The organism is Haloferax sp. SDI50 (genome assembly GCF_059802635.1).
Map to the genome: position 1 here is coordinate 106471 of NZ_JBPULL010000002.1, position 25716 is coordinate 132186.

At 67.0% G+C, this 25716-nt stretch carries 26 protein-coding genes; 21 read left to right on the forward strand and 5 right to left on the reverse strand.

From position 1 onward, the window contains the following. Positions 1-365: 365 nt before the first annotated feature. The 10 genes from ACSR87_RS15435 (at position 366) to ACSR87_RS15480 (ending at position 11751) form a co-directional block, all read left to right on the forward strand. On the forward strand, positions 366-2087 hold the full coding sequence (locus tag ACSR87_RS15435) for an ABC transporter substrate-binding protein (protein WP_498531391.1): 1722 nt from the start codon (positions 366-368) through the stop codon (positions 2085-2087). Continuing rightward, positions 2084-3115 (forward strand): ABC transporter permease, encoded by a 1032-nt coding sequence (locus ACSR87_RS15440; protein WP_498531148.1) that lies wholly within the window; start codon positions 2084-2086, stop codon positions 3113-3115. Before ACSR87_RS15435 ends, ACSR87_RS15440 begins: the two co-directional genes overlap by 4 nt. After that, positions 3112-4011 (forward strand): ABC transporter permease, encoded by a 900-nt coding sequence (locus tag ACSR87_RS15445; protein WP_498531149.1) that lies wholly within the window; start codon positions 3112-3114, stop codon positions 4009-4011. Before ACSR87_RS15440 ends, ACSR87_RS15445 begins: the two co-directional genes overlap by 4 nt. Further along, on the forward strand, positions 4008-5117 hold the full coding sequence (locus ACSR87_RS15450) for an ABC transporter ATP-binding protein (protein WP_498531150.1): 1110 nt from the start codon (positions 4008-4010) through the stop codon (positions 5115-5117). The genes ACSR87_RS15445 and ACSR87_RS15450 overlap by 4 nt, the downstream gene beginning before the upstream one ends. Position 5118: 1 nt before the next feature. Continuing rightward, positions 5119-6183: an ABC transporter ATP-binding protein gene (locus ACSR87_RS15455; protein ID WP_498531151.1), complete on the forward strand. Its 1065-nt coding sequence runs from the start codon at positions 5119-5121 to the stop codon at positions 6181-6183. Continuing rightward, entirely contained in the window at positions 6180-7271 is a 1092-nt protein-coding gene (locus tag ACSR87_RS15460; protein ID WP_498531152.1) for an S-methyl thiohydantoin desulfurase family protein, read from the forward strand. Before ACSR87_RS15455 ends, ACSR87_RS15460 begins: the two co-directional genes overlap by 4 nt. Beyond that, a complete protein-coding gene (locus tag ACSR87_RS15465; protein ID WP_498531153.1) occupies positions 7264-8808 on the forward strand; it encodes a hydantoinase/oxoprolinase N-terminal domain-containing protein in 1545 nt (514 codons plus the stop codon). The genes ACSR87_RS15460 and ACSR87_RS15465 overlap by 8 nt, the downstream gene beginning before the upstream one ends. Beyond that, positions 8808-9896: an S-methyl thiohydantoin desulfurase family protein gene (locus ACSR87_RS15470; protein WP_498531154.1), complete on the forward strand. Its 1089-nt coding sequence runs from the start codon at positions 8808-8810 to the stop codon at positions 9894-9896. Before ACSR87_RS15465 ends, ACSR87_RS15470 begins: the two co-directional genes overlap by 1 nt. After that, the gene (locus ACSR87_RS15475; RefSeq protein WP_498531155.1) at positions 9893-11008 is read left to right on the forward strand and encodes an S-methyl thiohydantoin desulfurase family protein; all 1116 of its coding nucleotides are present in this window, start codon (positions 9893-9895) and stop codon (positions 11006-11008) included. The genes ACSR87_RS15470 and ACSR87_RS15475 overlap by 4 nt, the downstream gene beginning before the upstream one ends. A 212-nt stretch (positions 11009-11220) precedes the next feature. Next, positions 11221-11751: an Lrp/AsnC family transcriptional regulator gene (locus tag ACSR87_RS15480; protein ID WP_498531156.1), complete on the forward strand. Its 531-nt coding sequence runs from the start codon at positions 11221-11223 to the stop codon at positions 11749-11751. Positions 11752-11784: 33 nt separating this feature from the next. Here the strand turns inward: ACSR87_RS15480 and ACSR87_RS15485 are convergent, their stop codons facing one another. Then, positions 11785-13095, reverse strand: a complete 1311-nt coding sequence (locus ACSR87_RS15485) for an aspartate aminotransferase family protein (RefSeq protein WP_498531157.1) — start codon at positions 13093-13095, stop codon at positions 11785-11787. A 258-nt stretch (positions 13096-13353) separates the two neighbouring features. On the opposite strand from ACSR87_RS15485, the gene ACSR87_RS15490 reads away from it, so the two are divergent. Continuing rightward, positions 13354-14733, forward strand: a complete 1380-nt coding sequence (locus tag ACSR87_RS15490) for an NAD-dependent succinate-semialdehyde dehydrogenase (RefSeq protein ID WP_498531158.1) — start codon at positions 13354-13356, stop codon at positions 14731-14733. 264 nt (positions 14734-14997) lie between these two features. Next, on the forward strand, positions 14998-16410 hold the full coding sequence (locus ACSR87_RS15495) for an APC family permease (RefSeq protein ID WP_498531159.1): 1413 nt from the start codon (positions 14998-15000) through the stop codon (positions 16408-16410). A gap of 69 nt (positions 16411-16479) precedes the next feature. Here the strand turns inward: ACSR87_RS15495 and ACSR87_RS15500 are convergent, their stop codons facing one another. The 4 genes from ACSR87_RS15500 to ACSR87_RS15515 all read right to left on the reverse strand — a co-directional run bounded on the left by ACSR87_RS15500 (position 16480) and on the right by ACSR87_RS15515 (position 18464). Next, complete coding sequence (locus ACSR87_RS15500; RefSeq protein WP_004041088.1) at positions 16480-16974, reverse strand: Lrp/AsnC family transcriptional regulator; 495 nt, start codon at positions 16972-16974, stop codon at positions 16480-16482. Between the two features lie 124 nt (positions 16975-17098). Next, entirely contained in the window at positions 17099-17440 is a 342-nt protein-coding gene (locus ACSR87_RS15505) for a (2Fe-2S) ferredoxin domain-containing protein (RefSeq protein ID WP_004061738.1), read from the reverse strand. After that, on the reverse strand, positions 17440-18276 hold the full coding sequence (locus ACSR87_RS15510; RefSeq protein ID WP_498531160.1) for a CbtA family protein: 837 nt from the start codon (positions 18274-18276) through the stop codon (positions 17440-17442). The genes ACSR87_RS15505 and ACSR87_RS15510 overlap by 1 nt, the downstream gene beginning before the upstream one ends. 2 nt (positions 18277-18278) lie before the next feature. Then, on the reverse strand, positions 18279-18464 hold the full coding sequence (locus ACSR87_RS15515; RefSeq protein ID WP_498531161.1) for a CbtB domain-containing protein: 186 nt from the start codon (positions 18462-18464) through the stop codon (positions 18279-18281). Positions 18465-18633: 169 nt separating this feature from the next. On the opposite strand from ACSR87_RS15515, the gene cbiT reads away from it, so the two are divergent. From cbiT to ACSR87_RS15560, 9 genes are read left to right on the forward strand one after another with little or no spacing between them, the layout of a single operon-like run. Further along, entirely contained in the window at positions 18634-19188 is a 555-nt protein-coding gene (gene cbiT / locus ACSR87_RS15520; protein ID WP_498531162.1) for a precorrin-6Y C5,15-methyltransferase (decarboxylating) subunit CbiT, read from the forward strand. After that, positions 19185-19892 carry a cobalt-factor II C(20)-methyltransferase gene (locus ACSR87_RS15525; RefSeq protein WP_004041093.1) on the forward strand — a complete coding sequence of 236 codons (708 nt, stop codon included), beginning with the start codon at positions 19185-19187 and terminating at the stop codon, positions 19890-19892. The genes cbiT and ACSR87_RS15525 overlap by 4 nt, the downstream gene beginning before the upstream one ends. After that, positions 19889-20728, forward strand: a complete 840-nt coding sequence (cobM, locus tag ACSR87_RS15530; protein ID WP_498531163.1) for a precorrin-4 C(11)-methyltransferase — start codon at positions 19889-19891, stop codon at positions 20726-20728. Before ACSR87_RS15525 ends, cobM begins: the two co-directional genes overlap by 4 nt. Further along, positions 20721-21701 (forward strand): cobalt-precorrin 5A hydrolase, encoded by a 981-nt coding sequence (gene cbiG, locus ACSR87_RS15535; protein ID WP_498531164.1) that lies wholly within the window; start codon positions 20721-20723, stop codon positions 21699-21701. The genes cobM and cbiG overlap by 8 nt, the downstream gene beginning before the upstream one ends. Then, positions 21698-22570: a precorrin-3B C(17)-methyltransferase gene (locus ACSR87_RS15540; protein WP_008573118.1), complete on the forward strand. Its 873-nt coding sequence runs from the start codon at positions 21698-21700 to the stop codon at positions 22568-22570. Before cbiG ends, ACSR87_RS15540 begins: the two co-directional genes overlap by 4 nt. A gap of 3 nt (positions 22571-22573) precedes the next feature. Then, the gene (gene cobJ / locus ACSR87_RS15545) at positions 22574-23569 is read left to right on the forward strand and encodes a precorrin-3B C(17)-methyltransferase (protein ID WP_498531165.1); all 996 of its coding nucleotides are present in this window, start codon (positions 22574-22576) and stop codon (positions 23567-23569) included. Between the two features lies 1 nt (position 23570). Continuing rightward, positions 23571-23825, forward strand: a complete 255-nt coding sequence (locus tag ACSR87_RS15550) for a ferredoxin (protein WP_405310787.1) — start codon at positions 23571-23573, stop codon at positions 23823-23825. Beyond that, positions 23822-24499, forward strand: a complete 678-nt coding sequence (locus ACSR87_RS15555; RefSeq protein ID WP_498531166.1) for a cobalamin biosynthesis protein — start codon at positions 23822-23824, stop codon at positions 24497-24499. Before ACSR87_RS15550 ends, ACSR87_RS15555 begins: the two co-directional genes overlap by 4 nt. Then, entirely contained in the window at positions 24496-25716 is a 1221-nt protein-coding gene (locus ACSR87_RS15560) for a CbiX/SirB N-terminal domain-containing protein (protein ID WP_498531167.1), read from the forward strand. Before ACSR87_RS15555 ends, ACSR87_RS15560 begins: the two co-directional genes overlap by 4 nt.

Genomic DNA, 25716 nt, shown 5'->3' on the forward strand with positions numbered 1-25716 from the left:
ATCATTGTTTTCTTATAATACTCCCGTCTCGAACGACCGAGAACTGTATAGTCGGGAACGGACTCTCGTCGCAGTAGCGGGGGGAGCGCGGGTGCGAGCGGCTCACGAGCGCCAGCGGGCGAGAAACTAATCTTCGAGCCGTCCACGACAGCCGGCGACGTTCTGCGGAAGGTCGTGCAGTCCGTCGATTACGGAGACACGACCAGACGTGTGGCAGACGACAGACAGCCACATTGTTCCATATTGTTCACTGAGTATTCCGTTTTGAACCGAGAATATTGTTTTAGGTTACTATACGGTACCTTTATGTTCCATTGCACCTCTGTGAGAATGAGTAACGTATGTCGAGAAAAGACATCACACAGATGCGGTCGCAGGTGGGTTCGGCGTCGGAGTCGGTCCGCGCTCGGTTCGGAGACGCGGCGAGTCGGCGGAACTTCCTCAAGGCGCTCGGGACGGCCGGAATCGCCGGTCTCGCGGGCTGTTCCGGCGGCGGCGAGAGCTACGACGGCCAAGAACAGACCACGGCCTCGGGCGGCGACGACGAGGAGACAGAGACGGAGTCGTCGTCCGGCGGCGACTCGGGCAGTTCGACGCTCCGCATGAGCGCGACCCAGCGCTTCGGGACCGTCGACCCCGCGAAGGGGACCGACTACACGCAGGTGCTCGCGTTGGTCAACCTCTACGACCCGCTCGTGTTCCCCGATACGGAGGGGAATTTGCAGGGGCACCTCGCGGAGGACTGGACCGTCTCGGACGACAACCAAACCTACACGTTCACGCTCCGCGAGGGCGCGACGTTCCACAGCGGCAACCCCGTTACGGCGGAGGACGTGCAGTTCTCGGCCGAGCGCTTCCTCGATATCAACCAAGGCTACTCGTCGCTGCTCGGGAACGTGCTCTCGAAGGAGAACGTGACCGTCGAGGACGAGCGGACGGTGTCGTTCACGCTCGACCGCGTCCACTCGCCGTTCCTCGCGACGCTCGTGCTCCTGTTCGTCGTGGACAAACAACTGGTCCTCGACAACGCCGCAGACGGCGACTTCGGTGACCGCGGCGACTACGGCCAGTCGTTCCTCAACGACAACGACGCCGGCTCCGGTCCGTACGAACTCGCGGGCTTCGAGCGGCAGGCGCAGATTTCGTTCAGCCGCTACGCCGACTACTGGGGGTCGTTCAAAGACGGCGCGTACGACAACGTCACCGTCCAAATCATCACCAACGACCCGACGGTTCGGTCGCTGATGAAGACGGGCGAACTCGACATGTCGAGCCAGTACCAAAGCGAGGAGACCTACGAGGCGCTCGCGGCCGAAGACGACATCCGCGTCGAGTCGGTCCCGACGGTGACGACGTTCTACTTCAAAATCAACACCCAGAAGGCCCCGACCGACGACCCCGCGGTCCGCGAGGCGATGGCCTACGGCTTCGACTACGAGACGGCGCGCAACGAAATCGCGCCGGGGTCGCTGCCCGCGCAGGGCCCGCTCCCGTCGTCGTTCGGCGTCCACAACGAGGATATCGTCCAGCCGACTTACGACCCCGAGCGGGCGCGGCAGATTCTTTCCGACGCCGGCTACGAGGAGGGCGACATCACCGTCCAGAACACCTACGTGAAGGACTACGGCCTCGAAGAGAAGATGGGGCTGCTGTTCCAGCAGAACATGGACGAAATCGGCATCGACGTCGAGTTGAACCCCCAGACGTGGGGGACGATGACCGAACTCGCCACGAGCGTCGAGGACACGCCCCACATCAATCAGGTGTTCTACGGGCCGGTGTACCCCTCGCCCGACACGGTGTTCTACAACCAGTACCACTCCGAGGCCGCCTCGACGTGGATGAGCATGGAACACCTCGAAGACGAGAACGTCGACGCACTCATCGACGAGGCGCGCTCGACGGTCGACGCCGACGCCCGCGCCGAACTGTACGCCGAGGTGCAAGAACGCATCGCGAACCAGTACCCCGACCTGTTCATCTTCGTCCAGTCGAAGAAACACGCCTTCGCCGACGACGTGGCGGGCTACACCTTCCGGCCGTCGATGAGTTTCGACTACTGGTTCCCCGACTTCTACCAAGAATGAAGTACTGGCAGTATCTCGTGCGCCGGCTCGCGGGCATCCTCGTGAGTCTCATCGGCCTGTCGATAATCATCTTCACCACGTCACGAGTGCTCCCCGGGAACCCCGCGCGAATGGCCCTCGGCGCGCTCGCGTCGGAAGAACAGGTGCAGGCGCTCGCCGCCGAGATGGGCCTGAACAAGCCGATTCCGTTGCAGTACCTCGACTACATGCGGGGCCTGCTCGTCGGAGACCTCGGGACGAGCCTCGAGACGAAGCGCGCGGTCAGCACCGACATCGTCTACTACCTGCCGGCGACGCTCGAACTCATCACGGTGTCGATGTTCCTCACCGTCGTCATCGGCATCCCGCTGGGCGTCGTCGCCGCGCAGAACAAAGACGGGCTCGCCGACAACGCGACGCGGCTCGTCGCGTTCTTCAGCGTGAGCGTGCCCGGCTTCTTCATCGCAATCATGTTCCAGCTGATATTCGGCTACCTGCTCGAATGGCTCCCCATCACGGGGCGGCTCGGCTCGGAGTTCGGTTCGGGCGTCTCGCGGTTCACGGGCTTCCTGCTCGTGGACACCCTGCTGTCCGGGAACCTCGCGGCCCACGTCGACGCGTGGGCGCACATCATCCTCCCGGCGCTCGCGCTCTCGCTCGCCGGCATCGGACAGGTGATGCGCATCACCCGGTCGAGCATGATAGACGTGAAAGACCAGGACTACGTCGAGGCCGAGCGCGGCTTCGGCCTCCCCTCGTGGCTCGTGACGTACAAGTACACGCTCAAAAACGCGTTCATCCCGACGCTCACGATTCTGGGGCTGCTGTACGCCTCGCTTCTGGGCAACGCGTTCCTCATCGAACTCGTCTACTCGTGGCCCGGCCTCGCGTCCTACGGCGTCACCGCGGTGCTGAACAACGACTTCAACGCCGTCGTCGGCGTCACGATGACTATCGGCGTCGCGTTCGTGAGCATCAACTTCCTCGTTGACGTGCTGTTGGGTCGCGTCGACCCGCGCATCAGACTGGCGATGGAGGAGGCGACATGAGCGCCGAGTCAGCGAGCGTCCTCGACCGGGTCGTCTCGGCCGAGCGCCGCGAACTCTGGCAGCGGTCGTGGAAGCGCTTTACGAGCAGGCCGATGAGCGTCATCGGTCTCGGCATCATCATCGCCATCATCCTGCTCGCCGTCTTCGCGCCCGTCGTCGCGCCGTACCCCGAACACGCCGGGAAGTTCACCGACTTCTCGAACACGCTCCAGCCGCCGAGCCTCGACCACCCGCTGGGAACCGACCACGTCGGCCGCGACGTGCTCTCGCGCATCCTCTTCGGCTACCGGCTGTCGCTCATGCTCGTGGCCGTCGTCCTCGGCTTCGGCGTCCCCGTTGGCGTGCTGCTCGGCCTCGTCGCCGGCTACTACGGCGGCTGGACCGAGACGATTATCATGCGGGCGACCGACACGGCGCTCGCCTTACCGCCGCTCGTGATGGCGTTGGCAATCACGTCGGCCTTGGAGCCGACGCTGACGAACGCGATGATAGCCATTGCGGCGCTGTGGTGGACGTGGCACGCCCGCCTCGTCCAGAGCATCGTCGCCAGCGAGCGCAGCGAGGAGTACGTGCAGGCCGCCAAGCTCGCCGGCGCGAGCACGCCGCACATCCTCTTTCGGGAGATTCTCCCGAACACGCTGTCACCGATTCTGGTCAAAGTGACCCTCGACGCGGGCTTCGTCATCCTCATCGGCGCGGGCCTGTCGTTCATCGGCGTCGGCGTCCAGCCGCCCCAACCCGGGCTCGGCACGATGGTCAGCCAAGGAACGTCCTACCTGCCCGACTCGTGGTGGGTGAGCGTCTTCTCCGGCCTCGCCATCTTCGTCCTCGTGATGGGGTTCAACATGCTCGGTGACGGCCTCCGTGACCTGTTCGACGTGGAGGTGAACCGATGAGACTCGACGAACCGGTCGCCGAGAACCCGCTTTTGACCGTCGAGAACCTCGAAGTCGGCTTCGAGTCGTTCGACGGCCTTGCGGAGGTCATCGACGGCGTCAACCTCTCTATCGGCAAAGGCGAGGTCGTCACCATCGCCGGCGAGACCGGCTGCGGCAAGTCGGTGACGATGAAGTCCATCCTCCGCCTCCTGAATCAGCCGCCGGCCCGCGTCAGCGGCGACATCACGTTCGACGGGACGGAGCTGCTGTCGCTTTCGGACCGCGAGTTCGAGCGCGTCAAAGGCCAGCGGATGAGCCTCGTGTTCCAGGACCCGATGTCGAGTCTCAACCCGACGTTCACCATCGGGGAACAGCTCACCGACACCGCGCAGTTCGGCGGCGACAGCGACACGGGCGTCGTGGAGTTCTTCCGCCGCCGCTTCAGCGGCGAGCGCGACGAGGCGCGCGAGCGCGTCGTGGAGATGCTCCGCGAGGTCCAGATGCCGGACCCCGAGAACATCATGGACTCGTACCCGTCGCAGCTGTCCGGCGGGATGCGCCAGCGCGCGCTCATCGCGCAGGCCCTGCTGAACGAGCCGGACCTGCTCATCGCCGACGAAATCGGCACCGCGCTGGACGTGACGATTCACGACCAGATTCTCGACCTGCTCGCGGACCTCATCGAGAACCACGACCTGAGCGTCCTGATGATCACCCACAACCTCGGCGTCGCCCGACAGGTGAGCGACCGCGTGTACGTCATGTACGGCGGCCGCATCGTCGAGACCGCGCCGACCGAAGAGCTGTTCGAGAACCCGAAACACCCCTACACGCAGGGGCTCATCGCGTCGATTCCGCGCCTGACGGGCGACGAGATGGCGACCGGCATCGACGGCTCGATTCCCGAGTACCTCGACCCGCCGCCGGGCTGTCGGTTCGCGCCGCGCTGTCCCTACGCCACCGCCGAGTGCGAGGAGGCCCGCCCGGAGATGTACGAGCGCGGCCCGCAGACGGGCGTCGAGTGCGTCCTCTACGACGAGGCCGTCCCTGCGTCCGAGCGGCCGACCGTCGAGGAGACCCGGAGCCACATGACCCGCAGACCGGGGAAACAGGGGGGCGACTGACGTGTCCGAACCCCTGCTCGAAGTCGAGGACCTCGAAAAATACTTCCCCGTCAAAAGCGGCATCATCAAGCGCACGTCCGACCACGTGAAAGCGGTCGACGGCGTCTCGTTCGACATCGACCGCGGCGAGACCCTCGCGCTCATCGGCGAGTCCGGGTCCGGGAAAAGCACCGTCGCGCGGACGATTATCGGTCTGACCGGCGCGACCGGCGGCACCGTCAGGTTCGACGGCGAGGACATCACGAACGCGACCGACGAGCAACTGGCTCGCCTCCGGTCGCGCGTCCAGATGGTGTTTCAGGACCCCACGTCGAGTCTGAATCCCCGGCGGACCATCGGCAAGTCGCTCGCAGTCCCGCTAAAAGCGCGTGGCGTGCCGAAATCGGACCTCCGGGAGCGCGTGGTCGACCTGCTCGAACGCGTCGAACTGAACGACGAGTACTGGAACAAGTACCCCCACGAACTCTCGGGCGGGCAGAAACAGCGGGTGAACATCGCCCGCGCGCTCGCGGTCGAGCCGGAACTACTCTTGCTCGACGAGCCGACGAGCGCGCTCGACGTGAGCGTGCAGGCGAAGATTATCGCGCTCCTCGAAGACTTACAGGCGGAGTTCGGCCTCACCTACCTCTTTATCACCCACGACCTCTCTCTGGTCCGCAACTTCGCCGACGAGACGGCCGTGATGTACCTCGGCGAGATTCAGGAGCGCGGCCCCACGCAGGAGGTCTTCCAGCGGCCGCGACATCCCTACTCCCGGGCGCTCCTCTCCGCGATTCCGGTCACGACCGACGAGGAAGAGGCGTACAAGCCGCGGCACGAACCGCTCCGGGGCGAAATTCCGAGTCCCCGAGACATCCCCACGGGCTGTCGGTTCCACACGCGGTGTCCCTACGCGACCGACGCGTGTTCGACCGACGAACCGGCGTTCGTCGCGGTCGACGCCGGCCCCAGCGTCCGGTGTCACATCTACGACGAGGCGTACGCCGACGCGTTCGACGACGTGCCCGACGTGGCCGTCGCGGCGGTCGCCGGCGAGGGAGTCGCATCGAACACCAACGAGCCATGAAGATAACCACAGACAACATCGACGACTTCGCCACCGGCGCGACCGTCCTCGGGACGGGCGGCGGCGGCGACCCCTACATCGGGAAGCTGATGGCACAGCAGGCTATCGAAGAGCACGGCCCCGTCGACCTCATCGACCCGCGGGACGTGCCCGACGACGCGCTCGTCATCCCGAGCGCGATGCTCGGCGCGCCGACCGTGATGGTCGAGAAGATGCCGAAGGGAACCGAGGCGTTGGCCGCCTTCGAGGCGCTCGAAACGCACCTCGGACAGGAGGCCTACGCGACGATGAGCATCGAGGCGGGCGGGCTGAACAGCACCGTCCCCATCGCCGTCGCCGCCGCGCTCGGGCTTCCGCTCGTCGACGCCGACGGCATGGGTCGGGCGTTCCCCGAGGTACAGATGGTGACGCTCACGATGGGCGGCGTCAGCGCGACCCCGATGAGCATCGCCGACGAGAAGGGCAACTCGCTTCTCGTGAACACCGTCAGCAACGAGTACGCCGAGGCGTTCGCCCGCGTGACGAGCATCGAGATGGGCGGCGCGTGCATGATAGGAACCTACGCGCTCTCCGGCGCTGAGGTCCGCGAGCACGCGATTCTCGACTCGATGTCCCTCGCCCACGACATCGGCGAGGCGATTCGCACCGCCAAGCACCGCTCGCGTGACCCCGTCGAGTCGGTCCTCGACCTCACCGACGGCTACGAGCTGTTCGCGGGGAAGATAACCGACGTGGAGCGCCGGACCGAAGGCGGCTTCGCCGTCGGTGAGGCGACCCTCGACGGCATCGACGACTGCGAGGGCCGGACGTTCACCCTCTCCTTCCAAAACGAGAACCTCGTCGCCCGCGACTCGGAGCGCGGCGTCGTGGCGAGCACTCCCGACCTGATTACGGTCGTGGACGCCGAGACGGGCGACCCCGTCACCACCGAGCGACTCGCCTACGGCCACCGGGTGCGGGTCATCGGGATGCCGTGTTCACCGAAGTGGCGGACCGAGGAGGGACTCGACCTCGTCGGCCCGGCGTACTTCGATTACAGCATCGACTACGAACCAATCGAAACTCTCCAGCAACCCAGACATGACTGACTACCGAATCGGAATCGACGTCGGCGGCACCAACACGGACGCCGTCGTCATGGACGGCGACGACAACCTCCTCGCGAAGACGAAGACCCCCACCACGGAAGACATCACCTCGGGCATCCTCAACGCCCTCGACGTGGTCCTCGACGACAGCGGCGTCTCCGAGGACGAACTCGACTACGTGATGCTCGGCACGACCCACGCGACGAACGCCATCACGGAGCGCCGCGGCCTCAACGAGGTCGGCGTCATCCGCATCGGCGCGCCCGCGACCCAGAGCATCCGCCCGCTCCTCGAATGGCCCGACGACCTCGCCGCGGCCATCGGCAACAACGTCGCCATCCTCGACGGCGGCCACGAGTTCGACGGCCGACTCCTCAACGACCTCGACGAGGAGCAGGTCAGAGCGCAGATTCGCGAGTTCTCCGACGTGGACGCCTTCGCCGTGACGAGCGTCTTCTCCCCCGTCCGCGACGACCACGAGACGCGGGTCGCGGAACTCATCCGCGAGGAGGTCGGTGACGACGTGCCGATTTCCGTCTCGAACGAAATCGGCAGCGTCGGCCTGCTCGAGCGCGAGAACGCGACGGCGCTCAACGCCGCGCTCACCAGCGTCGCCTCGGAGGCCGCGAACGCGTTCGTCGAGGCGATGGACGAACGCGGCATCGACGCGAACCTCTATTTCGGCCAGAACGACGGGACGCTGATGAGCGTCGACTACGCCATCCGCTACCCCATCTTCACGGTCGCCAGCGGCCCCTCGAACTCGGTCCGCGGCGCGGCGTACCTCTCGCAGGTCGAAAACGGCATCATCGTCGACGTGGGCGGCACGACGACCGACGTGGGCGCGGTCACCGAGGGCTTCCCCCGCGAGAGCAGCGTCGCCGTCGAAATCGGCGAGGTGAAGACCAACTTCCGGATGCCCGACATCATCGCCATCGGCATCGGCGGCGGCTCTATCGTCTCAACCGACGGCGGCGTCACCGTCGGCCCCCAGAGCGTCGGCTACAAGCTGACCGAGGAGGCGAGGTGTTTCGGCGGCGAGACGCTGACCGCGACCGACCTCGAAGTCGCCGCGGGCACCATCGACATCGGCTCCGAGACGCCGGCCGTGGACGCGGACATCGTCGAGGCCGCCCGCGAGTACGTCAGAGAGCGCGTCGAGCGCGAGGTCGACCGCATGAAGACGAGCGCCGACCCCGTCCCCGTGGTCATCGTCGGCGGCGGAAGCATCCTCGTCCCCGACGACATCGCGGGCGCGAGCGAGGTCCACAAGCCCGACCACTACGAGGTCGCGAACGCCGTCGGCGTCGCCATCGCGCAGGTCTCCGGCGAGGTCGACCGCATATACAGCCTCGACGAGATGGACCGCGAGGGAGCCATCCAACACGCGAAAGACGAGGCCACGGACAACGCGCTCGCGGCCGGCGCGGACCCCGACAGCGTGGATATCGTCGACATCGAGGAGGTCCCGCTTTCGTACCTGCCCGGCAACGCGGTGCGAATCAAGGTGAAAGCCGCCGGGGCGCTCGACCACTGATGACGGTCGAAATCGGCGTCGAGGAGATAGAGGACATCGCGCTCGGCGCGACCGTCCTCGGGACCGGCGGCGGGGGCGACCCCCACGTCGGCAAACTCGTCGCGAAGCAGGCCATCGAGGAGTTCGGCCCCGTCGAACTCGTCTCTCCGGACGAACTGGACGCCGAGGACTTCGTCGTCCCGACCGCCCAGATGGGCGCGCCGACCGTCTCGGTCGAAAAGCTCCCGAGCGGGCGGGAGGCCGTCACCTCGATGGAGCGCGTCGAGCGCGAACTCGGAAAAACCGCCGACGCGACGATGCCAATCGAGTGCGGCGGCATCAACTCGACGTTCCCCTTCGCCGTCGCGGCCCGACGCGGACTTCCCGTGGTCGACGCCGACGGCATGGGCCGGGCGTTCCCCGAACTCCAACACGAGACGTTCAACATCTACGGCGTCAGCGGGACGCCCGCGGCCGTCAGCGACGAGCGGGGAAACACCTGTCTCATCGAGACGGACGACAACGACCAGTTGGAGTGGCTGGCCCGCGGCGTCACGGTCAGGATGGGCGGCGTCGGCTACGTCTCCGACTACCCGATGACCGGCGCGCAGGTCAAAGAGACGGCCATTCCGGGCACGATGTCGCTCGCCCGCGACCTCGGCCGCGCGCTCCGGGTCGCCGAGGACGACGCGATGGACGCCGTCCGCGAGGTGACCCGCGAGTCGATTTACGGCGAGGCGCGGTCGCTGTTCGAGGGGAAAATCGTCGACGTACAGCGCCGCACCGAACGCGGCTTCGTCTTCGGCCACGTCGATATCGACGGCCTCGACGAAGACGCGGAGTCGGAGATGCGCATCGAGTTCCAAAACGAGAACCTCGGCGCGACCGTCGACGGGAGCTACGTGGCGACCGTCCCCGACCTCATCACCGTCCTCGACCGCGAGACGGGCGGGCCGATTCCGACCGAGAGCCTCCGGTACGGGGCGCGGGTCCGCGTCCTCGGCATCCGGACGCCCGAGATAATGCGGACGCCCGCCGCCCTCGACGTGTGGGGGCCGGCGTCGTTCGGCCTCGACGCGACCTACGAACCACTCGCGGACCTCCCATGAGTTTCGACATCCCACACCTGACGGAGATAACGCTCGACGACCTCGAAGCGCTCGGCATCGGCGCGGGCATCCTCGGCACGGGCGGCGGTGGCAACCCCCGTCTCGGCCGACTGCGCCTGCAAACGCTCCTCGAAGACGACGCCTACCCCGACGCGGTCGAACTGGTCGACCCGCGGGACCTGCCGGCCGACGCCACCGTGGCGAGCGTCGGCGGGATGGGCGCGCCCACCATCAGCGTCGAGAAGTTCGCCGGCGGCGACGAGGAGGTGCAGTCGCTCCGCGCCATCGAAGACCTCTCCGGCGAGACGGTCGACGCGCTCATCCCCGGCGAAATCGGCGGCGCGAACAGCATGGCCCCGCTGTGCGTGGCGGCGATGACCGACCTCCCCGTGGTCGACGCCGACGGCATGGGTCGGGCGTTCCCCGAACTCCAGATGGACACGTTCTTCATCTACGGCACGCCCGTGAACTACGCGGCGACGACCGACGAGCGCGGGAATCAGGTCATCTACCGGGACATCGACTCGGCCAAGCGCCTCGAAGACCTCGCGCGGGCCATCACCGTCCAGATGGGCGGCCGCTCGGGCTACGCCTTCCCGCTCATGGCCGGCGAGTTCGTCTCGGAGTACGCCGTTCCCCACACCGTCTCGCTCGCCACCGAACTCGGCCGGGAGGTCGAACGCGCCCGCGACGCCGGCACCGACCCCGTCGACGCCGGCCGCGAACTGCTCGGCGGCGAGGAACTGTTCGCCGGGAAAATCGTGGACGTCCACCGCCGCAACCGCGACGGCTTCGCCCTCGGGAGCGTCACGCTCGCCGGGGTGGACGAGGACGCGACCCTCGAAATCGAGTTCCAAAACGAGTTCCTCGTCGCGCGGGACGACGATGGCGAGCTTCTCACGACCGTCCCCGACCTCATCTGCCTCGTCGACACCGACACCGGCGCGCCGGTCATGACCGACGCCCTGCGGTACGGCCAGCGCGTCCGCGTCCTCGGCGTGCCCGCGCCCGAACTGCTCACGACGCCCGAGGCGCTCGACGTCATCGGCCCCGAAGCGTTCGGGTACGAGGTTCCGTACGACCCGCTGCCGCGGGACGAGACGGGGTGGTGACCGGGTGGTGACGCCTCGGCCGCGTCGGTGGCCTCGCCGCTGAACTTCCCTCGACGCCGCGTTTCGCGCGGCGTCCCACGACCCAATCGCTCGCCACCCACCACCCACCCACCGCAAGCCGCGGACTAGCCAATTCGGCACAACTGTTGTGTCGTTTTGGTTCGTTTACGCCACCCGCAGTTTCAAATCGAACCCCACCAATACATCCGACCATGGAAAACCCCGACCTCACGTCCGCCGACGCGCCGCCCGACCCGAACACGCCGGAGGCGGTCCTCGAAAACTACCTCGACGAGCACGACTACGAGATATTCCGCGCGCTCAACGAGAACGGCCGCATCTCCGACACCGAACTCGCAGAGCGCGTCGGACTCTCTCGGACCGCGGTCCGTCGCCGCCGCGAGAAGCTTCAAGAGAGCGACGTGCTCGAAATCCTCGCGGTCATCGTCCTCCAGGAGGCCGACCTCGCCGACGCGCAGATACTCGTCTCGTTCAACCAGCACGTCTCCTCCGAGGTGCGGACCGAGTTCATCACGATGCTCATCGACGAGGGACTCGTCTACAACGCGAGTTCCTGTCTCGGCGAGTACGACCTCGTGTTCAGCGCGTGGCACACCGACCTGAACACCCTGAAAGAGTACGTCTGGGACCTCTTCGACGGCGAGGAAATCGTCGACGACTACACCATCATCCCGCTTCTGAAGACGTGGAAGGCGTGGGACAAAGAGCTGGACCGTCCCTAAGTCGGTCGGTAGCGCGGTACGGAGGACTCCCGTTCAGGCCAAGTCGTCCAGCGCGATTCGGAGCGCGTCGACGGCCTCGCCGAGTTGCGCCTGCGAAATCGTCAGCGGGGGCTGGAACCGCATGACGTTCTTGTAGTAGCCGCCGACGCCCATGACGACGTTGGACTCCTCGCGGAGGTGCTCGCCGACCGCGGCCGCGAGTTCCTTGTCCGGGGCGGGCGCGACGTGCTGCGGGCCGGTCGTCTCGGGGTCCACGAGTTCGATGCCCTGCATCAGCCCGAGGCCGCGGGCCTCACCGACCACGTCGTAGTCGGATTCGAGCGTGGCGAGTTCGGCCGAGAGCCACTCGCCGTTCTCGCGGGCGTTGTCGACGATGCCGTTCTGGAGTTCCTCGATGGTCGCCAGCGCAGCTGCGCAAGCGACGGGGTTGCCGCCGAACGTCGAGAGGTGGTCGCCGGAGCCGAACGCGTCCGCGATGTCCGCGGGGGCCGTGAACGCGCCGAGCGGCAGGCCGTTGGCGATGCCTTTCGCCTGCGTCAGGATGTCGGGTTCGACGCCGAACTGCTCGCTGGCGAACAGTTCGCCGGTGCGGCCGTAGCCGGTCTGGACCTCGTCGGCGATGAGGAGCGCGCCGTGATCGTGGGCGATGTCCCGCACGCGCTTGAGCCACGCCTCCGAGGGGACGATGATGCCGGCCTCGCCCATGACGGGTTCGACGACGACCGCCGCGAGGTCGCCGCTGGTGTGCGACCCGATGACTCGTTCGAGCGCGTCGGCGCAGTCCGCGCCGCAGGTGTCGCCCTCACAGCGAGGACACCGGTAGGCGTACGGCGGCGCGGTGTGCGCCACGTCGTTGATGGTCGGGGCCATGTCCTGCTTGTAGGCCCGGTTGCCGGTGAGCGCGAGGCTGCCGAGGGTGCGGCCGTGGAAGCCCATCTCCAGCGAGATAACCTCCTTCGAGCCGGTGTACTTCCGGGCGAGTTTGATAGCGCCCTCGACGGCCTCCGTGCCGGAGTTACAGAAGAAGGTCTTCTGGAGGTCGCCCGGCGTCACCTCGGCGATGGTTTCTGCGAGGTCGGCCACCGGCCGGTTCGGGTGGACGTACGAACAGCCGTGGACGAACTCCTCCAACTGCTCCGCGGCGGCCTCGACGACCGCCTCGTTGTTGTGACCGACGTTCGTCACCGAGATGCCCGAGAACACGTCGAGATACTCGTTGCCGTCGAAGTCTTCGAGGGTACAGCCGGACGCCCGCGCGACCGGGACGTTCAGCGATTTCCAAATCGGCATGAGGTAGTCGTCGTACGCCGCCTCGACCGACGAGTTCGTCGTCCGTTCTCTCATGGGCACAAGTTCTAAACTGAATCCTAATAAATTATCCTATGTAGAACATCATCCAGAACACTGCGAGTGTGTCGGGACAAGAGCGGTCGTTCCAGACTCGAACGCGGCTGGGAGCCCCGTACTCGACTGCGTTCGTCACCGACGTATTTTGAACACAGTCCGAATATTCTGATGAGTCTGGAACATTTATCAACATATGGGACGACAGTGGGCCCAAGCGGGAGCGACGAGCGACCGCCGCGCTCCCGAGAGCCGACCATGAAATCCATCAACCCCGCGACCGAGGAGGTCATCGAGACGCACGAGGAACACGACGAAGCGACGGTCGACGCGCGCTTGGACGCCGCGTGGGACCGGTTCGAATCGTGGCGCGAGACGCCGATGTCCCGGCGCGAGAAGTTGCTCTCGTCCGCGGCCGACGTGCTGCGCGAGCACAGCGAGGAGTACGCGAGCCTGATGACCGAGGAGATGGGCAAACCCGTCGAACAGGCGGTCTCCGAGGTCGAAAAGTGCGCGTGGGTCTGCGACTACTACGCCGAACACGCGTCGGAGTTCCTGCAGGACGAGCACATCGGCACCGTGCCGGGGTCGAAAACGTACGTCTCCTACGAGCCCATCGGCCCGGTGCTCGCGGTGATGCCGTGGAACTTCCCGTTTTGGCAGGTGTTCCGGTTCGCCGCCCCGCACATCACCGCGGGTAACGTCGCCGTGCTCAAACACGCGCCGAACGTCTTCGGCTGCGCCGACGCCATCGCCTCCGTCTTCGAGCGGGCGGGCTATCCGGACGACGTATTCACGTCGTTGCAGATTCACGCCGAGCGCGTCGCCGGCGTCATCGAAGACGACCGAGTTCGGGGCGTCAGCCTGACGGGGAGCACCCGCGCCGGGCGGGCCGTCGCGGAGACGAGCGGGCGCGAACTCAAGCCGACGGTGCTCGAACTCGGCGGGAGCGACCCCTTTGTCGTCCTCGACGACGCGCCGCTCGAAGCGACCGCAAAGCAGGCCGCGCAGGCCCGAACGCAGAACAACGGCCAGTCGTGTATCGCCGCGAAGCGTTTTCTCGTCCACGAGGCCGTCTACGACGAGTTCGTCGAGCGCTTCACCGAGGAGATGCGGTCGCTGACCGTCGGCGACCCCACCGACCCCGAGACCGACGTGGGGCCGCAGGCGCGGGCGGACCTCATGGAGACGCTCCACGAGCAGGTCACGGCGTCCGTCGAGGCCGGCGCGACGCTCCGCCTCGGCGGCGAACCGCTGGACCGACCCGGCCACTACTACCCGCCGACGGTGCTTACCGACGTGCCGGAAGACGCGCCCGCCAGAACCGAGGAACTGTTCGGCCCCGTCGCCACCGTCGTCGAAGTCGAAGACGAGGCGGAGGCGGTCCGCGTGGCGAACGACACGCCCTACGGCCTCGGCGCGAGCGTCTGGACGGCCGACGCCGAACGCGGTGAGGCGCTCACGACGAAGCTCACCGCGGGTAACGTCGCGGTCAATCACGTCGTCGCGTCTGACCCGCGGGTCCCGTTCAGCGGGACGAAGGACTCGGGCTACGGGACCGAACTCTCCCGGCACGGGATTCGGGAGTTCGTCAACACGAAGACGGTCTGGGTCGAGGACGTACCCGCCGACGAGTAAGCGCGACGACGCCCGGCCCAGCACCCGGAGCGACACCCAACGCGACGCCCGCGACGACGCCCGGAACGCGAATCGAGCGCGGACGCCGTTTCTTTCTGCTCGACGGGTTGACTACTATTCGAACCGGCGGCCGTTTGGCGATTTTCCGGTGAATCGCCGCTCGATTTGTCGTCCCAGATGACGGATTACTATTGAACTGTGTTCCTAATAGAGACTAAAAATTGAACACAGTAAGATATATAGTGGGTAAGTTAGAATGTGGTGATGTCACTCATAACCATGACAGGAGAACTCTCACGCGTCCTCTCGAAGCGCGACGTGTTCGTGCTCGCACTCGGAGCGATGATCGGATGGGGTTGGATCGTGCAGACGGGGTATTTCATCGACCAAAGCGGCGTCACCGGCGCTATCTCGGCGTTCGTCCTCGGCGGGTTCATGGTGACCGTCGTCTCGCTCATCTACGGCGAACTCGCCTCCGCGATGCCGTTCGTCGGCGGCGAGCACGTTTACAGCATGCGGGCGTTGGGGCCGGCCGGCTCGTTCGCCTGTACGTGGGCGATAATCTTCGGCTACATCAGCGTCGTCGCGTTCGAGGCGGTCGCGCTGCCGAGCGCCCTCGCGTACATCGTCCCCGGCTTCAACGTGTTCGAACTCTGGACGGTCGCCGGACAGCCGGTCTACGGCACGTGGGTCGCGACGGGCGTCATCGGCTCCGTGGTTATCACGTACCTCAATTATCGGGGTGTCCGGCCGGCCGCGCAGTTCCAGGCGATTCTCGCGCTCGTCATCACGCTGTCCGGCCTGACGCTCCTCCTCGGCGCGCTGTTCAACGGCACGTCGCCGTCGTCGCCGCCGCTCGCGGGAGCCGGCATCGGCGGCGTGTTCACGGTCGCCATCATGACGCCGTTCATGTTCGTCGGCTTCGACGTGATTCCGCAGGCCGCCGGCGAGGCCGACGTGTCGCCGAAGCTCCTCGGCGGCCTCATCGGGCTCTCGGTCGCCTGCGCCGCCGCGTTCTACATCGCCGTCATCTGGGCGGCCGGGCAGGTCGCTACGGGCGCGACGCTCGTCGAGAGCTCGCTCCCCGCCGCGACGGCGATGGAGATTGCGTTCGATAGCGTGACCATCGGCCGCATCATGGCGCTGGCGGGTCTCGCGGGTATCCTCACGAGTTGGAACGGCTTCGTCCTCGGAGCCAGCCGCGCGATTTACGCGATGGCCGACTCGAACATGCTCCCCGAGCGGCTCGCGACGATTCACGACGACCACGACACGCCGTCGACCGCAATCGTGCTCGTCGGCGGGCTCGCGGCGCTCGCGCCCCTGTTCGGCGAGCAGATGCTCGTGTGGGTCGTCAACGCCGGCGGGCTCGGCATGGTGACGGCGTGGCTTCTCGTCGTCGTTTCGTTCCTCGTGCTCCGCTACCGCGACCCCGACTTCGACCGGCCGTTCAAGCTGCCGGCGGGCTACGCGGTCGGCGCGCTCGGGCTGCTGTTGACCGTGTTCTTCGTCGGCCTCTACCTCCCCGGCTCGCCATCGGCGCTGGCGTGGCCCTACGAGTGGGCGATGGTCGGCGGCTGGTGTCTGCTCGGCGTCGTCCTGCTGGCCGTCGCCGGCGGGCTGCCGACCCGGACGGAAGCGAAGGCGCACCTGAGCGCCCAGCAGCTCGAAGACTAATCGGCTTCCGTCCTTCCGGCGGTCGAAGCGCGGTGCGGCGGGATTCGTGCGGATACGGCACGGGCCGCGTTACGACACGTCGGGGAGAAGCGCCGCTTTCAGTTCTTCGAGTTCGTAGTCGTTCAGCGGGTTCGGCTCGTCCTTGATTGTCGTGATGACGAACGTCGAACTCGTCCGCGAAATCTCGTCTATCTCCTCGAACTCGGAGATGAGGTCCTCGACCATCGAGCGCGAGGCGAGATGCGAAATCAGGACGAAGTCGGTGTCGCCGAGCGTGAAGTAGACCTCGTTGACGCCGGGCACCTCCCCGAGTTTGTCGCCGACCTCCTTGTGGTACTCCGAGCCGTACTCGGCCCAGACCTCGGTGATGAGCGTGAGGTTCAGCCCGGCCTTCTCGAAGTCGATATCGAAGATGTCGTTTTTGATGATGCCCTGTTCTTGGAGCCGTTCGAGGCGGTAGTGAACGGTCGACTTCGGGATGCCCGTCTCCTCGGTTATCCGGTCGGGGCTCCCCGATTCGAGCGTCCCGATGGCCTTGAGGATTCGAAGGTCCTTCTCGTCCATGGACCGTAATCAGGTGTGCACCGATATTATTGTTCTGCGTTCAACCCCGTCCGCGTCGGGGAGGGAACGACAAGAGGCGGTGAGAACGGCGCGGTGCAGACACCGGCGGTCGTCCCCGAGACGGTCAGTCGCGGGGTCGAACGCCGAGGTTCGACGCGTCTGGGCCGAACTCCTCGGCCAACAGCGCCGGCACGTCGTCCGGGCGAACGTCCGAGTACCACCGGTTCCGGGGGTGGATGGCGACCGCGGCCCCGTCCGCACTACAGAGGCCGAGACAGCTCGTTTCTGCAACGTGGACCCGCGACCAGAAGACGCCACGGTCGCGCAACCACGAGGTCACCGCGTCGTACACCGCCGGGCCGTCGGCCTCGGCGCAGTCGGCGTACTCGGACTCGCGGCTGTTCGTACAGACCAACACGTGGTCCGTAAAGCCGTGCTCGCGGACCTCGTCGGTTCGGTCACGCATCAGTCGGCCGCGGGAGCCGAGTCCCGGCCGGCGGTCGGAATCCCCGGTTCGGACTCGGACTCACTCGACGGCCGGAACCGCGCGTGCGCCGCCGCGAGGACCAGCCACAGGAGGACCTGTCCGAACGCGAACAGGCCGATGAGCCCGGTTTCGAGCGCCGGCGACAGCGCCCCGTGAACCGCGTTTTCGGGGGCGACGACGGCCAGCACCGCGAGCAGGCCGAACGGGACGGCCGCGCCGACGAGAGCCGCACCGAGGCCCCGCGACTCGCGCAGGCGGGTGTAGACGTAGCCGGCCGAGAGGCAGGCGAGCGCCCCGGCGAGCATCATCCCGGCGTAGAGCGGGAGCCGCGTCGCCGTCGAGAGCGACTGTTCAGCCCCCGGCGCGACCGGCGGGAGGACCAGCCACGGCGCGCCCGAAACGGTGACGAATCCCGCGAGTCCCATCAGATAGCTCTTCGCGGCGTCGGGGCCGGGAATCGCCGGTTCGAGGAAGAAAAAGGCGACCCCGAAGAACGCGCCGCCGAGCACGACGCCCCACAGCCCGCCGGCCGCGACGCTCACGGCTTTCGTGACCGCCATCGACACCGCGGTGTCGTGATGGCCGCCGCTCTCGCTGGCGTGGGAGTCACCGGACTCGTGGCTGTGAGCGCCCTCGGAGTCGTGACTGTGGGCGCTTTCGGCCTCGTGACTGTGCCCGCTCTCCTCGACTGTCGCGTGGTTCAAGTCGTCCGCGTAGCCGACGAGCGGGTTGGCGACGACGGCCATGAACAGTCCGAACACCAGTCCGGCGACGACCCCCGCCTTCACTCCTCGCGTCAGGTACTCCCCGAACATCGTCAGTGGCAGGCGATGCCGGCCGCGTGGCGGAAGTTGTGCAGCGAGTCGTGGACGAGCGGGTCCTGCACGAACAGGAGCGTAAAGCCCAGCGCGACGATAAAGAGGGAACCGGCAGCCATCTGCGCGGGAGTCAGCTCCGTTCGTGCGCGTTCGATGCGACCGTTGACGGTGTTCGACGTAGCCATGGTAAACTCGGATTGATGAAAACCAAGCACAGTTGTAAAACTTTCGAGAACAAGCAAGGTTGTGTTTCAGCAATCTCGATTTAATAACTCGGAGGCGGATTTTGTGAAACCTTGTTTGTGGTACAACAAGCACAATTGTTTTCAAACCGCGCCGGGATTGTCGAGTCGAATGTCACAGGTAACGCTCCCGCACGACGCCAAGGCGGGACCCACGAAACCGGAGGTAAGAGCGGTCACGCTCGATAAACTCGGCTTGCGGCCGACGGACCACTTCGTCGACGTCGGCTCCTGTACCGGCTCGGTCACCATCGAGGCGGCCCGGCGGGTCGAGCGCGTGACCGCCGTCGAGCGCAAGCCGGACCGACTGGACGTGACGCGGAAGAACCTCGCGGCGAACGACTACGACGCCGACGTGACGCTCCGCGAGGCGGAGGCTCCCGACGGCCTCCCGTCCGACGCCGACGCGATGTTCGTCGGTGGGAGTCGGAACTTCGAGGCCGTGTTGGACCACGCCGTCGAGACCGGCGTCGATCGAATCGTCATGAACGTCTCGCGGGTCGAACCCGCCGGCGACGCCATCGAGGCGTTCCGCGAGCGCGACCTGCTCTCGGCGGTCGTCCAGATGCAGGTGAGCCACGGCTACGAACTCGCCGGCGCGACGAGTTTCCGGTCGAACAACCCGGTGTACGTCGTCGTCGGCCGACGCGACGCGGAGGGGCTATGACCGTCTACGGCATCGGTCTCGGCCCGGGCGAGGCCGACCTCGTGACGGTCAAGGGGAAACGCCTGCTCGAATCGGCGGCGGTGGTTTACTCGCCCGGCCGCCTCTCGCGGACGGTCGCGCTGAACCACGTCCCCGAGGAGCGCATCGGAGACCTCGACTTCCCGATGACGCGCGACCCCGACGAACTCCGCCGCGCGTGGAAGGAGGCCGCCGCCGAGGTGGCCGCCCGCGCCGACTCCGAGGACGTGGCGTTCGTGACCCTCGGCGACCCCAACGTCTACTCGACGTTCGGCCACCTCCGCCGCACCCTCGACGCGTTCCACCCCGAGGTCGACCTCGAAGTCGTCCCCGGCGTGAGCGCGATGACGGCCTTCACGACCGCGCTCGGCGTCGAAATCGAGTCCGGAACCGGGCTGGCGCTCCGCGAGGCCGCCAACGGTGCCGCGCCGACCGGCCCCGACCGCATGGTGCTGTTCAAGGTCACCGACGCGCCGGCGACCCACGAGAAACTGACCGAGGCGGGCTACGACGTTCGCTTCGGCCGCCGCCTGTTCATGGAGCAGGGCGAGACGGTCGTCACCGACGACCCCGACGAACTCGCGGAGCGCGACTACTACACGCTGGCCTACGCCGAGCGCGAGGGCGTCGAGCGCGACGTGGCGACCGCCGAGTTCGACGGCGTCGAATCGGGGGGGTCGGCGTGAGCGCGGACGGCGAGGCGGACACCGGCTTCACCGACGAGGAGGGAATCCCCTTCGTCGGCGCGGGCCCGGGCGACCCGGACCTGCTCACCGTCGCCGGGCGAAAGCTCGTCGAGGACGCCGACCTCGTGGTGCACGCGGGGTCGCTCGTCAACAGCGAGCTCTTAGAGGAGTTCTGCGCCGACGCCGAGCAGGTCAACAGCGTCGGCAAGGACCTCGAAGAGCTGATTCCGCTGATGACCGACGCCTACGAGTCGGGTCGGACCGTCGTCAGACTCCACAGCGGCGACCCGGCGATTTACGGGGCCGCCTTGGAGCAGATGGACGCGCTGGCCGAGGCTGGCGTGCCGAGCTACCTCGTTCCCGGCGTCACCTCGGCGTTCGCCGCGAGCGCGACGCTCCGCACCCAGTTGACGCTCAACGAGGTCTCGAATCACGTCGTCTTCACCCGGCCGCAGGGCCGGACGCTCTCGGCCGAGGAGGACCACATCAGCGACTTCGTCGGCTTCGGTGACACCACGGTCTGTATCTACCTCGGCACCCACGCCGTCTCGGAGACGATGGACCGACTGCTGGACGAGGGCCACGACCCCGACACGCCCGTGGCGGTCGTCTACCACGCCTCGTGGCCGGACGAAGACGTCATCGAGGGCACCATCGAGACCATCGGCGAGAAGGTCGAGGACGCGGGCTACCGAGCCTCGGCGCTCGTCATCATCGGCGAGGCGGTGAACGGCTCGAACTACGAGCGGTCGTTCCTCTACGGCGACTGGGCCCGCGGCGGCGACGCACCGAACGACGAACCCGACACCGAAACACAGGAGCCAGACAATGAGTGACACAGACTCCAACTCGGACACCGACTCCGGAAGCGGCCACTGTCAAACGCCAGACAGCGACGGCGAGGTCGCCGACGAAATCGCCATCGTCAGTTTCGAGCGAAAGCTCGACACGGCCGAGAAAATCAAGCGCGACCTCGCGGACGACTACGACCGGATAGACATCCTCACCTACCACGGCGACGTGTTCGCCGACCACTGGGGCGAGTACGACTGCTTCGTCGGCCTGATGGCCAGCGGTATCGCCATGCGGAAGACCGCCGGCCTCCTCGACGACAAGTGGGAGGACCCGGCGGTCGTCGTCGTCGACGAGGAACTGACGTGGGCGATTCCGCTCACCGGCGGCCACCACGGCGCGAATCAGGTCGCCCACGACCTCTCGAAGCTCGGGGCCGTCCCGGCGATGACGACCGCTTCGGAGGCCGCGGGCAAACAGGGCGTCGAGAGCAAGGCGAAGGCGCTCGACACTCACGTCGTCAACGGCGATTCGACCGTGGCGACGAACCTCGCCGTCCTCAACGACGAACTCGGTCCCGTCGCCCGACTCGACGGCCCGAAGGCGGTCCTCGTCGGCGACGACGTGACCGTCCTGAAGCGCAACAGCGACGACGGCGTCGTCCTCGGGACAGGAAGCGTCTCCGGCGCGAAGAAAACACAGTTCCTGACCGCGTGGGAGCAAGCGCTCGACGACGCCGACTGCGACTTCGACGACGTGGAGTTCGTCGCCACCGGCACGCGAAAGGCGGACGAACCCGGCATGCTCGACGCCGCCGAGGAAATCGGCGCGGGCGTCGTCTACTTCGAAAAGGAGACGCTGACCGAGTTCGAAGGGCCGACCCCCTCGCGGTCGAAGGAACTCATCGGCTGGCCCGGCATCGCCGAGGCGAGCGCCATCGCCGGCGGCCGCGACCACGAACTCGTCGTCGAAAAGCAACGCTACGACGACGCCGTGACCGTGGCGGTGGGACGATGAGCGACGGTCGCGAGCCGACCGAACCGGCGGCCGGCTCCAGCGGCCGCGACCGCGACGAGGTCCCGGACGACTACGGGACGCTCTACGTCGTCGGCATCGGTCCCGGCCTCCCCGACCACATGACGAAGCGGGCGAAGGAACTCATTTCCACCTCGGACTGCGTGGTCGCCTCGAACCTCTATCAGGAGTTCCTCCGCGACGACGGAACCCTCCCGCCCGAAGAGAGCGACGAGGGGCCGGAGGTCGTCCGCTCGTCGATGGGACAGCAGGTCGAACTGACCCGCGAGGCGTTCGAGCGCGTCCGAGACGGCGAGGACGTGGTCCACGTCTCCGGCGGCGACCCCAACGTCTACGGGAAGTCCGACCTCGTGTTCACGATGGCGAAAGGCGACGCGGCCACCGACGTGCCGATAGAAATCGTCCCCGGCGTCACCGCGGCGCTCGGCGGCGCGGCCATGATGGGCGCGCCGCTGTCGAACGACTTCTGTACGGTTTCGCTGTCCGACAAGTGGCGCGGCTGGGACGAAATCGAGGAGAAACTGCGCGCGGCCGCCATCAGCGGCTTCGTCATCGTCCTGTACAACTGCTGGCGCAACTACGAACGCGCCATCGACGTGGTCCGCGAGGAGCGGGCCGACGACGTGCCGGTCGGCATCTTCAACGACGCCGGCCGCGGCGAGGCCGGCCGGAATCTGGACGACGAGACGTTCTCGGTGACGACCCTCGGCGACGCGAAGGCCCACGACGACGACGTGGGCGGGATGGGAACCTCGATTCTCATCGGCACCCACGAGACCGAACCCTGGAGCAACGACTACCAAACGTACCTCGTCACGCCCCGCGGCGGGCGCGACGTCGACGACTTCTAACCCATGAGCGACTCAGACACGACGACCGAATCGAACTGCGGCGGAGCGACGACCGAATCGAAATCGGAATCGAAATCGAAGTGCGGCGGGACGAAGACGGAGGCCGAGTCGGACACGTCCTCGAACTGCGGCGCGTCGTCCTCGAAGTGCGGCGGCAGTTCGAGCGAATCGAAGAAGGAACAGACCGCCGAGAAGGTCGAAGCGACCATCGAGGACTTCGACGGCGAACCGGGGCAACTCGTCGCCGTCGGACTCGGACCGGGTCGCGCGAGCGAGATGACCACGCTGGCGAAAGACACGCTGCGGGAGGCCGACCACATCGTCGGCTACACGACCTACATCGAACTCCTCCCCGACGATATCGTCGAAGACGCCGAGGACATCTACTCGACGCCGATGTGCGGCGAGGTCTCCCGGACCGAGGAGGCGGTCGACCGGGCGCTCGCCGGCAACGACGTGGCCATCGTCGGCAGCGGCGACCCCAACGTCTACGCGCTGGCCGGCCTCGCGCTCGAAATCCTCGAATCGAAGGGCGCGACCGCGAGCATGGTCGATTTCGACGTAGTCGCGGGCGTCCCGGCGGCGCAGTCCTGCGCGGCACGGTTGGGCGCGCCGCTCGTCAACGACACCGTGACCATCAGCCTCTCGGACCACCTGACCTCGATGCCGACCATCGAGTCGCGCCTCCACGCGGCCGCCAAGGAGGGCTTCACCATCGCCATCTACAACCCGTGGAGCCGCAAGCGCCGGTCGAACTACGAGAAGTGCTGCGAGATTCTCCTCGAACACCGCGCGCCCGACACGCCGGTCGGCATCGTCCACGGCGCGGGCCGCGAGGACGAGGAGGTCGAAATCGTCGAACTCGGTGACCTGCCCGACCTCGGTGAGACCGACCTCGTGGACATGACGACGACGCTGCTCGTCGGCAACGAGGAGACGTACGTCTGGGACGACCGGATGGTGACCCCGCGGGGCTACGAGCAGAAGTACGAGTACTGAGATGTTCGAAATCGAAATCGACCGAGACGCCTGCGACGGCATCTTCGCCTGCCTCGCCCGCGACGGGCGGTTCGTCGAGGACGACGACGGACTCGCCACAATCGACCCCGACGCGGCCGGCGTCGTGCGCGTCGAGCGAACCGATGAGCGCGTCGTCGCCGTCCTCGAAGGCGACGCGGAGTCGGACGACGACGCGACGCTCGCGGCCCAAGCCTGCCCGCCGGGCGCGATTTCGGTCCGGGAGGTGGACGCGTGAGCGACGCGAACGCCGGCGTCGCCCCTGCGGACGACCTCCTCGAAAGCGCGCCCGAGACGGCCTATCTCTGGGGCCACGTCGCCGGCGGCGGCCAAATCGAACGAGCGCAGTTCACCGTCTCGACGGGCGACGAGACCTGCGCGAACCGCCTCGCGGTCATCGCCGGCGGCGGCGACATCGACCGCCGGGAGACGGCGCGGGAGTACGCCCACAACACCGCCGTCACCCGCGTCAAAGACGAGTACCGCGTGACGGTCGACGGCGACGTGGTACGAAGCGCGAGCGCCGCGTTCGGCCTCCCGGTCGGCGACGACGCCGGCGGCTACCGCTTCGACGTGTTCGAAGACCGGCGAAAACAGCTCCTCCGCGGACTGCTCGAATCCTGCGGGACGGTCTGTTTCAAATCCTCGTCGGGGACGGTCGGCATCTCGTTCGTCCACGACGACCGGGCGCTCCTCGAAACCGTTGACCGACTGCTCGACGCCTGCCCGGTGAACGCGCCGACCGGCGAGATTGGAGAGACCTCGTCGGGTGGCTACTGGTTCGGCGTCGACGACGACGCGGCCGCCGGCTTCGGCGAGTGGGTTTACGAGGGGAGCGACGAGACGAACCTGTTCGCGCCGACGCGGCGTCGAAAGCTCGTCCGCAGCCTCGAAGAGGCCGAGAACGCATGAGCCTCGAACGGTCCGACCCGGCGCTCGACGACGACGCGGTGCTCCTCGTCGGCCACGGTTCGCGCCGCGAGGAGTCCAACGAGCAGGTACGGACGCTCGCCGCGAAGCTGGAATCGCGGCTGTCGGTCCCGGTGGACGCGGCGTACATCGAACTCGCCGAGCCGTCGATAGACGACGCAATCGAGTCGATGGCACCGACCTGCCGGACGATGACCGTCGTTCCCCTCTCGCTTTTCGCCGCGAGCCACGTCAAAAACGACGTGCCGCTGGCGGTCCAGCGGGCCCGTGCGACCCACGACGACACCGAGTTTCGGTTCGGGTCGCACCTCGGCATCCACCCGTCGCTCGTCGACCTGCTGGACGAGCGGACACGGGCGGTCGAGTCCGACCTCGGCGTCGACCGCGAGGACGACGACGTGGCGGTCGTACTCTGCGCCCGCGGGTCGAGCGACCCCGACTCGAACGGCGACGTGCACAAACTGGCGCGCCTGCTGTACGAGGGCCGGGAGTTTACCCGCGTCGAATCGGCGTTCATCGGCGTCACCACGCCCCGACTGGAGGAGACGCTCCACACGGTTGCTAAGGACCGCCCGGACGCCGTCGTCGTCCTCCCGTACATGCTCGGTGACGGCGTGCTGACGGGGCGAATCGTGGACACCGCCGAGACGTTCGACGAGGAGTACCCCTACGTCGACGCCGGCGCATCGGGACCGCTCGGCACGGACGACCGGGTGGTCGAGACGCTGGCCGACCGCTATCAAGAGGCGCGGTCGGGGAGCGTCGAGATGTCCTGTGACACCTGCAAGTACAAGGTCGAACTCGCCGGCTACGAGGACGACGAGGGCGGCGCTCGGGCGATGCTCCGCTCGCTCGTCCACCAGGCCGAACACGCAGACCGGAGCGACGTGGACGACGACCCGCACGTCCACGACGCCCCCGAGAAGCACGTCGCGGTCTGTACGAACCAGACCTGCGCCGCGAGCGGCGCGGCGACCGTCCTCGAACAACTCAGACAGGGCGTGCGCGACGCCGACGACTGCGACGTGCACGTCTCGCGGAGTTCGTGTCTCGGCCAGTGCGGCGACGGCCCAATCGTCGCCGTCTACCCCGACAGCGTCTGGTACGGCGGCGTGACGCCCGACGACACCGACCGCATCGTCTCGTCCCACCTCGAACGGGACCGCATCGTCTCGAACCTCGTCCACCAATCACTCTAA